Consider the following 13,498-nt stretch of genomic DNA (forward strand, 5'->3'; position numbering starts at 1 on the left):
GGATTGCTCGATTATGGGATGTTTAGATTTTTGATAGCTAAAATTTCTTAGCTTTTCTATTCAACTATCCAACCCTACTCAAACGTGAAATTGATGAAAATACCCCGGGTACGCATGGCATTAATGTTTCCTGTCCATGGACTATTGGGGTCGTTGTCGGGAACCAATTCGTTGGTAAGGGCAAAAACACCTCGGATAGAGGGTGTAAACTTGAAGTATTCTGTATAAAAGTCAATTCCAAACCCGAGTTCATAACCGTAGACATTCTTTTTCATTCGAAACTCGCCACTGCTATTATCGTCCAAACTATCTTCCTTGCTTCCCAAGTTCATGGAGGTGTAGACTCCACCTTCAATAAAAGGTTTCCAGTTACCAAAACGTTTGGTACTGACTTTTAAAAGCAGCGGGAATCTAATATACGTGGAACGCACTTCCCTCAATGCATCCGCTTCTGTTGTAAAACCAGGAAAACCCAATGTTCTTGATGTATAGAGAAGTCCAGGTTCAAAGCGGGCGTCCAAATAATCATTGAGGCGCAATTCACCAATCAATCCCACGTTGAAACCCAAGCTTTTGTCCACCAAAACATCGCGACCAATATCGTTCTTGTATTCAAATTGAAAATCATATTGATTAAAACCGAGATAATAACCCCAGTTCAAAACCTTCAAGTCTTCAGTCTGAAGATTAAGGATATGATCATCGGAAAACTGTGCTAAGGAAGTTTTGCAAGCCAACACCAGCAGGCTGAGCAGAAGAAAGACGTTTTTCATTAAACTATTTTGTCGCGACATAAATGGAGGCAACTCCAAATGTCTGGGGTTTGTTCTCTATTCCTATAAACCCAATTTTGGCCAAAATATTGTTGAAGGCCTCCCCATGAGGGAAAACTGATGCAGATTCACTCAAATATGCATAGGCCGAGCGGTCTTTTGAGAACATTTTTCCGATAGTTGGAAGCATATAATTGCAATACAACCGATAGCCTTGTTTAAATGGAGTCTTTGTGGGAACCGAGGTTTCCAAGACCATAAAAGTGCCGCCGGGTTTTAGCACCCGATAGATTTCGGCTAGTCCTTTTTCTAGATGTTCAAAGTTCCTGACGCCAAATCCTACGGTAACTGCATCAAAACTATGGTCCTCAAAAGGTAGGTCCTCACTATCACCAACCACCATTTCTATGGTGTTTTGTAGATTTTTATCCAAAACCTTTTCCTTACCCACTTCCAGCATGCCAGGAGAAATATCCAATCCAATGATTTTTTCTGCCCCGGTTTGGGTCATGGCAATGGCCAAATCGCCCGTTCCAGTAGCTATGTCCAAAATGGTCTGGGGAGCTTTTGCTTTCAGCATTTTAACCATGCGCTTACGCCATTTGAGGTCTATTCCAAAGGAAATTATCCTATTGAGCCCATCATAATTTTTGGAAATTGTATCGAACATCTGGCGTACCTGCTCTTTTTTTCCAAGTTGACTTTCCTTATAGGGGGTTACTTTTTTTGACATCTATCGAATTTGCTGGCAAATATACAATTTAGCAATATGGCAGATGGACAAAAATATTTGTGTAATTTTGCCCTGCAACGGGGGAACCTTCCCGTATGTTGTTAAAAATATGTCGTTTAGACCACAGACACTATTCTTTTTATCATTTGTAGCGCGCAAATTGAATCTATTTAAGAACACATCTTATTTTAATCAATGAAAATCATTATTGCAGGAGCTGGTGAGGTAGGATTTCATTTGGCAAAACTTTTGTCTTATGAAGCACAGGATATCACATTGATTGATACGGACAAGGAGAGTTTGGCCTATGCCGACAACCATTTGGACATAAGGGTGCTTCGGGGTGATGCCACCTCCATTCAGGTGTTGAAGGATGCCCAGGTGGAATCCTCTGAACTGGTCATTGGGGTTACCGCCTCAGAAACCACCAACATTACCTTGTGCTTTTTGGCCAAACAGTTGGGTTGTAAACGGACCATTGCCCGGATTTCCAACACCGAGTTTATGGACCATAGGGAATCCCTGCGGTTTGAAGATTTGGGGATTGATGAACTCATCTCTCCGGAACGTCTCGCCGCCATGGAAATCCAGTTGATGCTCAACCAGTCCGCATTTAACGATACGTATGAGTTTGAAGGTGGATTGCTCACCATGTTTGGTGTCATCTTGCCAAGAACGGCACCTTTCGTGGGTAAAATGGTGAAGGAAGCCGCTCGTATTTTTCCAGAATTGCACTTTATGCCTATTGCGCTTCAACGGATGGGAACCCAATACACCTTGATTCCTCGTGGAGATACCGTCTTTAAAGAAGGAGATCAAGTATATTTCATCACTTCGGATAAAGGGGTGGAGGAGTTGTACAAGCTAACGGGCATGCAGAAGCAAGACATCAAAAATGTAATGGTGCTTGGTGGAAGTAAGGTTGGTTTTAAAACCGCTCGTGACCTTTGTAACAAGCGATTCAATGTGAAACTCATTGAAAAAAATAAGGAAAAGGCCTTTGACATTGCCGATGAGCTTCCCCATGCCTTGGTCATTAACGGAGATGGGCGAAATGTTGAGCTTCTCGATGAAGAAAATTTGGAGTCCATGGATGCATTCATTGCTGTAACTGGAAATTCAGAGACCAATATCATGTCCTGTTTGGTGGCCAAATCCAAAAGGATAAAAAAGACCATCGCCTTGGTGGAGAATATGGACTATTTTCAATTGTCACATTCCATAGGGGTGGATACCCTTATCAATAAAAAACTGCTTGCAGCAAACAGTATTTTCCGATACATTAGAAAAGGAGAGGTACTTGCTTTAACCCGATTGAACAATCTCAATGCCGAGATTTTGGAGTTCGAGGTGAAGGCTTCTTCGCTAGTGAATGGTGAAATCATCAAAGAATTGAATTTTCCACGCGAAGCAAGTATCGGGGGTGTTATCCGTAACGGAGAAGGAATCATCGCTCTGGGAGATTTTAGGATCATGGAAGGGGATAAAGTGGTGGTCTGCTGTCTGCCCAAGGCCATTCCAAGGATTGAAAAGTTGTTCCTATAATGAGACTCAACACGCGTATCATCATCCATATCATGGGTCTGTTGCTTCTATGCAATGGGTCCTTTATGCTTTTAGCAGCATTTGCCAGTGGCATTTATAAAGATGGTGCTACCTTGGATATCACCCTCGCAGCCATCGTAACCATGCTTTTTGGGATGATGGCCATGTTCTACACCCGCGGTCATAAAAAGGAGGTAAAACGAAAAGAAGGCTACATTGTAGTGACGTTCGGATGGATTGTGATGTCCATTTCTGGAATGTTGCCCTATCTCTTTTCAGGAGCTATTCCAACCATTACCGATGCATTTTTTGAGACTATTTCTGGATATACAACCACGGGAGCTTCTATTTTGGATGATATTGAAGCACTTCCCGAAGGGATTTTACTCTGGCGGAGCCTTACCCATTGGATTGGAGGAATGGGAATCATAGTATTGGCCATTGCCATTTTACCGTTGTTGGGGATTGGGGGCATGCAATTGTTTGCCGCCGAAGCACCAGGTCCAGGTGGTGATAAATTACATCCAAGGATTACTGATACGGCAAAACGCCTTTGGCTGATTTACTTTGGATATACGGTTGCTGAGACTATTTTGTTGAAAGTAGCGGGTATGACTTTCTTTGATGCCATCAATCATTCCTTGGCGACTATGTCCACCGGGGGGTTTTCTACGAAAAATGCAAGTTTGGCCTATTGGAATGATCAACCCATAATCCAATATATCGTTATTGTCTTTATGTTCTTGGCTGGGAGCAATTTTGTACTTAGCTATTTTGCATTTACAGGAAGAGTACAACGTGCTCTGAAGGATGAAGAGTTCAAGTACTATTTTTGGTTTATAGCCATCTTTTCCATACTTGCCGCTTTGGGTGTTTATTTTAAAGCAGATGTTCAGGTTTCTGAATTTCATCCCATGGTTTGGGGAAAGGCGGAAAGTGCATTTAGGCACACCTTATTCCAAGTTTTAACGGTCATTACCACAACGGGGTTTGTGACGGCGGATTTTACATCGTGGACCCACTTTTTGACCGTGTTTTTCTTTGGGTTGATGTTTTTGGGTGGTTCCGCAGGGTCAACCGCAGGAGGTATCAAGGTGATGCGCCATTTGATCATCATCAAAAATGGGATTTTGGAATTTAAGCGGACATTGCACCCCAATGCGGTAATTCCTGTTCGATACAATCAAAAAACCGTGAGTGAGCATATCGTGTACAACGTAATCGCATTTTTTGTGCTCTACATGCTTCTATTTATCATCGGTTCTTTGGTGTTGGGCTTCTTGGGGCTCGATTTTGTATCTGCCGTTGGTGGTTCGGCCTCTTCCTTGGGTAATGTTGGACCTGCATTTGGTAGTTTGAATCCGGTCAGCAATTATAACAGCCTCCCCGATGCTGGAAAGTGGTGGTGTGGCTTCTTAATGTTGTTGGGTAGATTGGAACTGTTCACCGTACTTATTATTCTCACTCCTTATTTCTGGAAAAAGACATAAAAAAACCTCCAAACAAAATCTATGTTGGAGGTCATTTTATTTTTTAAACTATAGTTTAAACCACAGCCTTAATTCGTGCAATGGCTTCTCTAAGCTCTGCTTCTGATGCGGCATAAGAAATTCGAATGCAATTGGGGTTTCCAAAAGCTTCACCTGTAACTGTGGCCACATTAGCATGTTCCAACAAGTAGAGTGCAAAATCTCCAGCACTATTGATTGTTGTACCTTTCAATGTTTTTCCGAAGAATGCCGAGATATCAGGGAAAACGTAGAAAGCACCTTCTGGAACGTTGAGGTTAAAACCATCAATTTCGCCCAACAATTGCAAAACCAAATCCCTTCTTTCGTGGAACTTGTCAATCATATATTGAATCTTGCTCACGGGTGCTTCCAAAGCGGCGATTGTGGCGCGCTGCGCAATGGCATTGGCTCCACTGGTCACCTGACCTTGTAATTTGGTGCATCCTTTGGCAATCCACTCAGGAGCTCCAATATAGCCAATTCGCCATCCAGTCATGGCAAATGCCTTGGAGACGCCGTTCACGGTTATGGTTCTATCGTACATTCCATCAATTCCGGCAATACTGGTATGTCCTCCTGTTGTGAAATTGATATGCTCATAGATTTCATCAGAAACCACATAGATGTCTGGGTATTTTTTCAAGACCTCGGCCAATCCTTCCAACTCAGCTTTGCTGTACACCGAACCGCTGGGGTTACAAGGTGAACTGAACCAAAACATCCGGGTTTTTGGGGTAATGGCGGCTTCCAATTGTGCAGGGGTCATTTTAAAATCGGAGTCAATCCCAGTTGGAACTTCAACAGGAACACCCTCAGCCAATTTTACGATATCACTATAACTCACCCAATATGGAGCGGGTAAAATGACCTCTTCGCCAGGATTCAATACTACCATGGCCACGTTGTAAAGGGATTGTTTGGCCCCTGTGGACACTACAATTTGACTTGGACCATAGTCCAGATTATTGTCTCGTTTAAACTTTAGGGTGATGGCTTTTTTCAACTCCGCGTAGCCATCCACTGGAGAGTAACTGCTGTAATTTTCATCAATGGCCTGTTTTGCGGCTTCCTTGATAAAATCAGGGATGTTAAAGTCGGGTTCCCCCAAACTTAAGCCAATGATATCCTTTCCTTCATTTCGTAATTCCCTGGCTTTGGCCGCCATGGCCAAAGTTGCTGACGTGGACATGCTCTGTATCCTGTCAGATAAATGGTTGCTCATCGATTTTGCTATTTAACTAGTACTGAAGTGCAGGGTTTTTACCCAATTCCTTCAAATGTTTGAAGTGCGAAATTATAGCTTTTCTGGTAGTTTTATACTCGTTGTAGGGTAAATTAAATTCCCGCGCCGTCTGTTTCACAATTTTGGAAATTTTTGTGTAGTGTATGTGGCTGATGTTTGGGAAAATATGGTGCTCCACCTGATGGTTGAGACCTCCTGTGAACCAATTTACAATCTTGTTTCTGGTACCAAAATTCACAGTAGTGAACAGTTGGTGAATGGCCCATGTATTTTTCATGTTTCCGGCTTCATCCGGTAGTGGTTGGTCGGCATCGTCCACAATGTGCGCCAATTGAAAGACCACACTTAGAATTACCCCCGCCACGTAGTGCATGATAAAGAATCCAAGAAGAACCTGCCACCAAGTTACCCCTCCAAAAATCATTGGAAGTACAATCCAGATGGTCAAATAAATGATTTTAGTGATGACCAAGGTGCTCCAATTAATTGCGGCACTCGGCAGTTTACCGTAGCTCAACTTTCGCTTCATATAACGATACATCTGTTGAAAATCTGTGGTAAGTGCCCAGTTGAAGGTGAGCAATCCATATAGAAAAATGGAGTAAAAGTGTTGAAATTTATGATGTTTGCGCCACTCCGCATGTTTGGAAAAGCGAAGGATACGACCGGCCTCCATATCTTCATCATGCTCGTGGATATTGGTATAGGTGTGGTGCAATACGTTGTGTTGTACTTGCCAGTTGTAGACGTTTCCGGCCAAAATATAGATACTGCTTCCCATGAGTTTGTTTACCCATTTTTTATTGGAATAGGACCCATGGTTACCATCATGCATCACATTCATGCCCACTCCGGCCATACCTACGCCCATGGTGATGGAAAGCAATAGATAGGCCCAAAAGGGAAGGTGAAGGGTCAAAATCAAAAAATAGGGGGTCAAAAAGATGGCAAACATCACAATGGTTTTCAAGTGAAGTTTCCAGTTCCCGGTTTTCTTTATTCCATTTTCGTTGAAGTATTCGTTTACTCTTTTGTTCAGGGTTCTAAAAAACTGCGCTGAATCTTTTCTTGAAAACCGGATGGTACTCGTATCCATATAAATAATTTTTACAAAGGTAGCCAAAATGTACCTTTTACATTTACACCTTGTTGTTAGAACGATGTTAACGTGTCCAAAAGTATTAATTTTGCTAAAATTAACACCCAAAGGATGAATGCCGATTTGATCTTCCATTATTTTACGACGCTCACTGATGTGCAAAAACAGCATTTCAGGGATTTAGGAGCTCTATATCAAGATTGGAACAAGAAAATAAATGTGGTTTCCAGAAAGGATATTGATGAGCTTTATTTGCGGCATGTGCTTCATTCTTTGGGAATTGCAAAAATACAGTCGTTCAATGAAGGGGCAGAAATTTTAGATGTCGGTACTGGAGGTGGCTTCCCGGGAATTCCGCTGGCCATCATGTTTCCTGAGGTTGAATTTACGCTTGTGGATGCTATTGGTAAGAAAATAAAAGTGGTACAGGAAGTAATTGATGGGCTTCAGTTGGACAATGTTACTGCAATTCATTCCAGAGTTGAGGACATTGACCGGCAGTTCGATTTTATTGTAAGCAGGGCTGTGGCCGCTATGCCAACTTTTGTGCACTGGACCAAAGGAAAAATAAAAAAGGACCCCGCCCATGAACGTAAAAATGGTATTTTTTACCTTAAGGGCGGTGACCTTACGGAAGAGTTGAAAGATTATAAAACCGTTCAAATCTTCGATTTAAAAGATTATTTTCAGGAGGATTTCTTTGAGACCAAAAAGGTGGTCTATCTGCCCCAGAAGAGTCGGGGTTGATTTACATTTAGGTATTCAACATCCTATAGTAAACCCCTCTGCACTTTCTGGAATAGGTTTTGGCATACTGCCATTTCTCGTTAAACCATCCGGCCAATTTCCCCCAAACATTTACTCGCTCTTTCATCTTAAATGGGTTTTAATGTGTAAAAGTAAACAGATTACGTTCAGTTTACAATTAATTAACGTTAAATTTACATTGAAATTATGTTAATTCATTTTTGACGTCTGTTTTTTTGATAAAAATGATGTAATTGTTAGGTTATAAGTGGTTTGAATGTAAATTTTAGGGGTTAATCATAAAGGTTTTCCACGTTCGCTTGGGCAATATCAATAAATAATTGACCCATTTTTTCGCAAATAGCGGTAAAAAATCGCTCTCCTTTTTCTTTAGTGGCTTGACTGGGGTCGCCAACTCCGGTGTCCTCACTTATTTTTGACCATGGACGTTCGGTCCAAGCCCAACCTTCCCTGAAAGCTTTGATTTTGTTCTTTTTTTCTGCCCCTGAGCCCCAATCTTTTTTGGGTAAAACCAGTTCTGGGGCAAGATGCATGATGAGACTGGTTTCCATTTCATCAGCATGGTCTCCGGGGATATCGAAGTATTGGTTTCGGTCCAACATGGCCGGCCAAAAAGTGAAGCAAATAAACATGCTAGGAAAGAGCAGGCTCAATTCCCGAATGATGGATTTCCAGTTGTTTCCACCATGACTGTTGAGAATCATAAGTTTATGCACTCCCTGTCGGTCCAAAACCGTGATAAGGTCCTTCAAAATGGCAAATTGTGTGCTTGGATTTAAGTTCATGTATAGATAAATATCAGACTGACCTGTGTTCACCCCAAATAGTATAGTGGGCAGTACCACCACTTTGGCACCTTGTTCCCATGCTATCTTAGCTGATTCTTCCGCAATCGCAGTTCCTTCAATCGTATCGCTGGAATAGGGTAGGTGGTAGTTGTGTGCTTCTGTGGCGGACCAAGGCAATATGGCCAATTCAAACGACTCGTCTTTTAAGTGCTTCCAGTTGGTTTCGGCCAATACGTAAGGTCTAGGCATGTGGAATAGGTGTTGATGATACCATAAAAATAGCCGTTATCTCCTCATTTAGGAAATAACGGCCATCTATTTAAGTTACTTTAAATTATCCCAAGAACGGATATCTGTAATCCTCTGGAGTAACAAAAGTTTCTTTGATTAATCGTGGGGAAACCCAACGCAACAAGTTTTGTGCGGAACCCGCTTTGTCGTTGGTTCCTGATGCTCTTGCACCTCCAAACGGCTGTTGACCTACAACCGCACCAGTTGGTTTGTCGTTGATGTAGAAGTTTCCAGCACAGTTTTGCAATGCTTTGGTCGCTTCGTCAATGGCATAGCGGTCCGCGGAAAGCACAGCTCCCGTTAGTCCGTATTCAGAAGTGCCGTCCACCAATTTTAAGGTATCGGCCCAATCCTTGTCCTCGTACACATAAATAGTTACCACAGGTCCGAAAAGCTCGGTACACATAGTGGTGTATTTTGGGTCGGTGGTCAAAATCACAGTAGGTTCCACAAAATAGCCTACGGATTTGTCATAATTACCCCCCGCAATGATTTCGGCATTGTCATCTGCTTTGGCCTGATCTATATATTTGGCCAATTTGTCAAAAGAGCCTTCATGGATCACAGCGGTAACAAAGTTGCTCATATCCGCAGGAGAGCCTGGCTTGTTGAAAGAGGCTAAATCTGCTTTTACAAAATCCAAGATTTCATCAGCTGTCGATTTTGGCAAGTACACCCGCGAAGCGGCACTACACTTTTGTCCCTGAAGTTCAAAGGCTCCCCGAACAATGGCAGTAGACACTTGCTTTGGCTTGGCGCTTGGGTGGGCGATGATAAAATCCTTACCACCTGTTTCACCTACAATTCTTGGATAGGTCTTATAGTTGTGGATGTTGTTTCCGATTTGTTTCCAAAGTTCCTTGAAAACAAAAGTGGAACCTGTAAAATGCAATCCAGCAAAATCTGGACTGGAAAGCAAGGTGTCTGAAATCATGACAGGGTCACCTGTCACCATGTTGATGACACCATCAGGTAATCCGGCTTCTTTGAACACATCCATGATCACTTTTGCAGAGAATACTTGACTATCACTGGGTTTCCAAATGACAACATTGCCCATCATGGCCATACAGGATGGCAAGTTTCCGGCAATAGCCGTAAAATTGAATGGAGTAATAGCATAGGTAAAACCTTCCAGGGGTCTATATTCCACGCGGTTCCAAATACCTTCTGAGGATTCTGGCTGCTCCGCATAGATTTGCGACATGTATTCCACATTGAATCTTAAAAAGTCGATAAGTTCACAAGCGGCGTCAATTTCAGCTTGATGGATGGTCTTGGACTGCGCCATCATGGTGGCGGCATTTATTTTTGCTCTGTATGGACCGGCGATAAGCTCTGCAGCTTTCATGAAAACGGCGGCCCGCTGTTCCCAAGTCAGATTGGCCCAAGCTTCCCTGGCTTCCAAACAGCTCGAAATAGCTTCTTCAATATGCTTTTTTTCGGCCAATTGATACTGTCCTACCACATGCTTGTGCTCGTGTGGTGGCGACATTGGTTTGGTATTGCCTGTTTTGATTTCCTTGGAACCGATGTAAAGTGGAACTTCAACCTGTCCGTTGTAATAGGTGTTGTACTGATTTAGTACTTCTTCACGTTCTGGAGTGCCGGGGGCATAACTTTTTACGGGTTCGTTATATGCAGTCGGAACTTGAAAAAAACCTTTTCCCATATAGATGCTCTATTTTGATGTTAAAAATTCCATCAAAGGTAAGGAAACAAAGGCCGAATAGAAAATGATATGGATTAGTTTATGGCAAAGGGGGCGGCAAATTTAAAAGCGGGAATCTCCACTTCAAATTCTTCAGTAGTGGCCAAGTTTACCATATGGTAATATCCGTGCATGGCGCCAATTGGGGATGCCAACAAACAGCCAGAACTGTAGGTGTGTGATTTTCCGGGCTTAATAACTGGTTTTCTGCCAATTACACCTTCGCCATCAATGGTTTCAATATCCTTGAGGGCGTCGTAGATATCCCAATGCCGGGCCGTAAGCTGAACAATGTCCCTGCTTAAGTTCTCAATGGTAATGGTATATCCAAAGGCATAGTGCATTTTATAATTTTTGAAAAATGTGCCTTCAAAGGTGGTTTCCACCGATACTTTTATCCCTTTTGTGACCTGAGTGAACATAGACTAGTAGGTAAAAACACTTCCTGTAAACAACATGATTACCGTAAATACTGCCAAAAAGGTAAAAATAGTGTTCAGAAAGAGATATTTGATTATGGTTTTAAACGTTCCTTGCCCGTAAAACTTCTTCATGGCCAAAAACAGATATACACTGAAAATAGTGATAAATATAGCTGCACTTGACACATTAAAAACGGCATCTATTACCAAGCTAAGGATGAGCAAGATAAATAATAAGGATTGGTTGTGAAAGCTAAAAATGAGATGATCGGTGTAGGTGTATTTTTTTCTGATATAAACCAGCCAAATGAAGACGGTGAACACGGGTAAAAAGAGAAAAACAACAAAAGGCAGTTTTGAAATCGTGGAGTTGATGAAGCTTCCGGGTTGGCGTACCACCTTTAAAAAGCTATTTGAAAACTGAAAGGCCATTTTATTTGAAAATGAACTTTTGACATTATATTTCTCCTGTGCTTGTTGAAAACTATAAAGGGTGTCCATTTGAATCATTCGCCCGAAAAACTCCATTTTTGAAGAGAATGCATCCATGCCGGATTTTTCCGCTTCCAAAGTTTGGTAATAGCCTGCCGGATCAGCGGCTAGAAGCGAATCTCGGGTCTCCTTTTTCATATTTACCGCCACCATTAGGGAATCCAAGATATTTACGCCCTTCCTTGCTGCTTGTGTATTTGCTTCGGCTGAGTCCAACTGAGCCAAAACATTGGCTGCATGGTTTTTCATCGAAACACTATCCGTAGTAAAAGAACCTGACTTTGTGTTATATGAAATGGGTGTTCCCACGGAAATATTACCATCAAACTTGGAAGCTGCCTGATCTAAACTGGCAAAACGGTTGTTGAAAGTGACCATTAAAAAGTAAAGGAAAGCCAAGCTCAATAAAAATCGAAATGGATTGGTATACGTAACCCGTTTGCCATTGACGTAATCCTTGGTTATGGTCCCGGGTCGTGCCAATAGGGCCGATAGCGTTTTCAGGAGTCTGGAGTCGTAATTGATAAGGCCAGAGAAAAACTCATCCATAAAGTCTTTCAGCGTCAATTTTTTGGTGCTATTGGCCTGAGAACAATTTGGGCAGTATTTATCGCTGGCATCCAAAGGATGACCGCAGTTTAAACATTGGTCGCCCCTATATTTAAGTTCATAGCGGCCCCTACTGACCAAACCATCTTTTTTCCCCATACCCCAAAAGGATTTGGAGCTAATATAGTTAATTGCTGATAGTTCTGGAATTTGCGGTGCCTATACCTATTATACTATCATATAAATCACCAAAATTTCTGTAGTAGACCAAAATAAGGTAGTTGTTTTCGGTAAAATGGAAATTACCACTCACGTAATTAGGTTCTATGGTTCCATCGGCTCGCTCCACCACATATTTGTAGTTGTAGAAGCCTTGTTTCATCATAAGGGTCACTTCAAACTTGCCCGTTTCCTCATTGAAGGTCATTTTGTTTTCCTCGGAAAGCGCATAATTATTGAACTTTCCCACCACATACACATGGTCCAATCCTATTTCATTGGTGTAGGGCAGGCTGAAATCCACTTTGGTGTACTCCGCCTCGCGGGAAACATCCTCACCTTGTAATGTACGCACTACAAAATCCCCGTTGATGTCGGGAAAATACGTGTAAGGTTGGTCGTACCTAAATTCATTGGTGAACAAATAATGATGATAGACGTCCTCAAATTCGATGCGCGAAATCGCAAATGTGGGCGAACGGAGATCCTTGGTGTCAAAATTCAAGAACTCATTGCCGCCATAAAAACTGGTTTCCTGATCGTATTTATAGACCAGTTCGGACCCAATAGTGTATTGTGGCTTGATGTTGTATAATGCCGTAGGCCAATAATGGTTCTGCAAAATGGCGATCTTTACTTCATTTTTGGGATTCACCACGTTAAAGCCAGCGGTGTTTATATTGATGTGTACCACCTGTTTCTCATTCAAGAAGTTGAAATCCCGAGAGCGCTTCACGGTGCCACCCACTACAACGGCATCTTGATAGACTACAAACCTTCTGGAAAATTGAAGATCTCCATAACTATTGTAGATTTCCAGTACATAATTCCCACTGACCTTTAACCGAACGTTTTCATTGGGAATCGTCAATCTATAGTTGGAATACGGCTGCAGGGTGGTGTAACTGTTCTCGTAATCAATGATACGCTGGTTGTCCGTTCCCACCAAATATTGGGATTTTAGAAGCTGGGAGGGGGTCCAATCATAGTCGCAATGGACAATTTTATAATAATAATCCTGCTCTTTCGCGGTAAGGTCATCAAATTCCAAGGACATGGATTCTCCCAATTGAATTACAGGAAATTGGTCTTCGGTGGGTCCCCTAAAAATGATGGTCTTTATGTTTTCTGGAGGATTTACCTCATACTGAACCTGGGCAAAAATGCTGGAGATGCAGCAGAAAAAAAATAAATGTTTGATCAAAAAGCGCATTTAGGCCTTATTTTTTGGGTAAAGGTAAACAAAAAGTGTGCCTTGAAAATTTAGCTCGACGTAATCCCATTTTTATGGTTAATAATTATGAAAACATACCTTTTAGTGCTAAATTTGCGACCGATTTTGATAACAAAAGGT

12 protein-coding genes are annotated in these 13,498 nt (G+C 42.0%); 3 read left to right on the plus strand and 9 right to left on the minus strand.

The genetic code is table 11. The features are described from left to right. Positions 1-74: 74 nt before the first annotated feature. Both porT and ubiE read right to left on the minus strand, forming a co-directional pair. Positions 75-773, minus strand: coding sequence for a type IX secretion/gliding motility protein PorT/SprT (porT, locus tag ACFSJE_RS06695; RefSeq protein WP_379830212.1), 699 nt, complete (start codon positions 771-773; stop codon positions 75-77). Positions 774-777: 4 nt separating this feature from the next. Beyond that, complete coding sequence (ubiE, locus tag ACFSJE_RS06700) at positions 778-1,506, minus strand: bifunctional demethylmenaquinone methyltransferase/2-methoxy-6-polyprenyl-1,4-benzoquinol methylase UbiE (RefSeq protein WP_379830213.1); 729 nt, start codon at positions 1,504-1,506, stop codon at positions 778-780. A gap of 195 nt (positions 1,507-1,701) precedes the next feature. Between ubiE and trkA the strand changes: the two genes are divergently transcribed. After that, positions 1,702-3,051 carry a Trk system potassium transporter TrkA gene (gene trkA, locus ACFSJE_RS06705; protein WP_379830214.1) on the plus strand — a complete coding sequence of 450 codons (1,350 nt, stop codon included), beginning with the start codon at positions 1,702-1,704 and terminating at the stop codon, positions 3,049-3,051. Continuing rightward, positions 3,051-4,541: a TrkH family potassium uptake protein gene (locus ACFSJE_RS06710; RefSeq protein WP_379830215.1), complete on the plus strand. Its 1,491-nt coding sequence runs from the start codon at positions 3,051-3,053 to the stop codon at positions 4,539-4,541. The genes trkA and ACFSJE_RS06710 overlap by 1 nt, the downstream gene beginning before the upstream one ends. 55 nt (positions 4,542-4,596) lie before the next feature. Here ACFSJE_RS06710 and ACFSJE_RS06715 read toward each other — a convergent pair whose 3' ends face one another. Next, positions 4,597-5,784 carry a pyridoxal phosphate-dependent aminotransferase gene (locus ACFSJE_RS06715; RefSeq protein ID WP_379830216.1) on the minus strand — a complete coding sequence of 396 codons (1,188 nt, stop codon included), beginning with the start codon at positions 5,782-5,784 and terminating at the stop codon, positions 4,597-4,599. Positions 5,785-5,800: 16 nt separating this feature from the next. Then, positions 5,801-6,901: a fatty acid desaturase family protein gene (locus ACFSJE_RS06720; protein WP_379830217.1), complete on the minus strand. Its 1,101-nt coding sequence runs from the start codon at positions 6,899-6,901 to the stop codon at positions 5,801-5,803. Positions 6,902-7,015: 114 nt separating this feature from the next. Here ACFSJE_RS06720 and rsmG point away from each other — a divergent pair, with 114 nt between their 5' ends. Then, positions 7,016-7,651 carry a 16S rRNA (guanine(527)-N(7))-methyltransferase RsmG gene (gene rsmG, locus ACFSJE_RS06725; protein WP_379830218.1) on the plus strand — a complete coding sequence of 212 codons (636 nt, stop codon included), beginning with the start codon at positions 7,016-7,018 and terminating at the stop codon, positions 7,649-7,651. Between the two features lie 293 nt (positions 7,652-7,944). Here the strand turns inward: rsmG and ACFSJE_RS06730 are convergent, their stop codons facing one another. The 5 genes from ACFSJE_RS06730 to ACFSJE_RS06750 all read right to left on the minus strand — a co-directional run bounded on the left by ACFSJE_RS06730 (position 7,945) and on the right by ACFSJE_RS06750 (position 13,357). Further along, positions 7,945-8,709 carry a creatininase family protein gene (locus ACFSJE_RS06730; protein WP_379830219.1) on the minus strand — a complete coding sequence of 255 codons (765 nt, stop codon included), beginning with the start codon at positions 8,707-8,709 and terminating at the stop codon, positions 7,945-7,947. Positions 8,710-8,794: 85 nt separating this feature from the next. Further along, complete coding sequence (gene pruA / locus ACFSJE_RS06735; protein ID WP_379830220.1) at positions 8,795-10,423, minus strand: L-glutamate gamma-semialdehyde dehydrogenase; 1,629 nt, start codon at positions 10,421-10,423, stop codon at positions 8,795-8,797. Positions 10,424-10,497: 74 nt separating this feature from the next. Then, positions 10,498-10,884: a Co2+/Mg2+ efflux protein ApaG gene (gene apaG, locus ACFSJE_RS06740; protein WP_379830221.1), complete on the minus strand. Its 387-nt coding sequence runs from the start codon at positions 10,882-10,884 to the stop codon at positions 10,498-10,500. 3 nt (positions 10,885-10,887) lie between these two features. Further along, on the minus strand, positions 10,888-12,084 hold the full coding sequence (locus ACFSJE_RS06745) for a DUF3667 domain-containing protein (RefSeq protein ID WP_379830222.1): 1,197 nt from the start codon (positions 12,082-12,084) through the stop codon (positions 10,888-10,890). Between the two features lie 28 nt (positions 12,085-12,112). Further along, positions 12,113-13,357: a type IX secretion system plug protein gene (locus tag ACFSJE_RS06750; protein WP_379830223.1), complete on the minus strand. Its 1,245-nt coding sequence runs from the start codon at positions 13,355-13,357 to the stop codon at positions 12,113-12,115. Between the last annotated feature and the right edge of the window lie 141 nt (positions 13,358-13,498).

Source organism: Flagellimonas iocasae, from assembly GCF_042682725.1.
GTDB classification, from domain to species: Bacteria; Bacteroidota; Bacteroidia; order Flavobacteriales; family Flavobacteriaceae; genus Flagellimonas; species Flagellimonas iocasae.

Bases quoted from the DNA above. Each gene is read 5' to 3' on its own strand.
- porT (WP_379830212.1), bottom strand. From the start codon at position 773: ATGAAAAACGTCTTTCTTCTGCTCAGCCTGCTGGTGTTGGCTTGCAAA.
- ubiE (WP_379830213.1), bottom strand. From the start codon at position 1,506: ATGTCAAAAAAAGTAACCCCCTATAAGGAAAGTCAACTTGGAAAAAAA.
- trkA (WP_379830214.1), top strand. From the start codon at position 1,702: ATGAAAATCATTATTGCAGGAGCTGGTGAGGTAGGATTTCATTTGGCA.
- ACFSJE_RS06710 (WP_379830215.1), top strand. From the start codon at position 3,051: ATGAGACTCAACACGCGTATCATCATCCATATCATGGGTCTGTTGCTT.
- ACFSJE_RS06715 (WP_379830216.1), bottom strand. From the start codon at position 5,784: ATGAGCAACCATTTATCTGACAGGATACAGAGCATGTCCACGTCAGCA.
- ACFSJE_RS06720 (WP_379830217.1), bottom strand. From the start codon at position 6,901: ATGGATACGAGTACCATCCGGTTTTCAAGAAAAGATTCAGCGCAGTTT.
- rsmG (WP_379830218.1), top strand. From the start codon at position 7,016: ATGAATGCCGATTTGATCTTCCATTATTTTACGACGCTCACTGATGTG.
- ACFSJE_RS06730 (WP_379830219.1), bottom strand. From the start codon at position 8,709: ATGCCTAGACCTTACGTATTGGCCGAAACCAACTGGAAGCACTTAAAA.
- pruA (WP_379830220.1), bottom strand. From the start codon at position 10,423: ATGGGAAAAGGTTTTTTTCAAGTTCCGACTGCATATAACGAACCCGTA.
- apaG (WP_379830221.1), bottom strand. From the start codon at position 10,884: ATGTTCACTCAGGTCACAAAAGGGATAAAAGTATCGGTGGAAACCACC.
- ACFSJE_RS06745 (WP_379830222.1), bottom strand. From the start codon at position 12,084: ATGGGGAAAAAAGATGGTTTGGTCAGTAGGGGCCGCTATGAACTTAAA.
- ACFSJE_RS06750 (WP_379830223.1), bottom strand. From the start codon at position 13,357: ATGCGCTTTTTGATCAAACATTTATTTTTTTTCTGCTGCATCTCCAGC.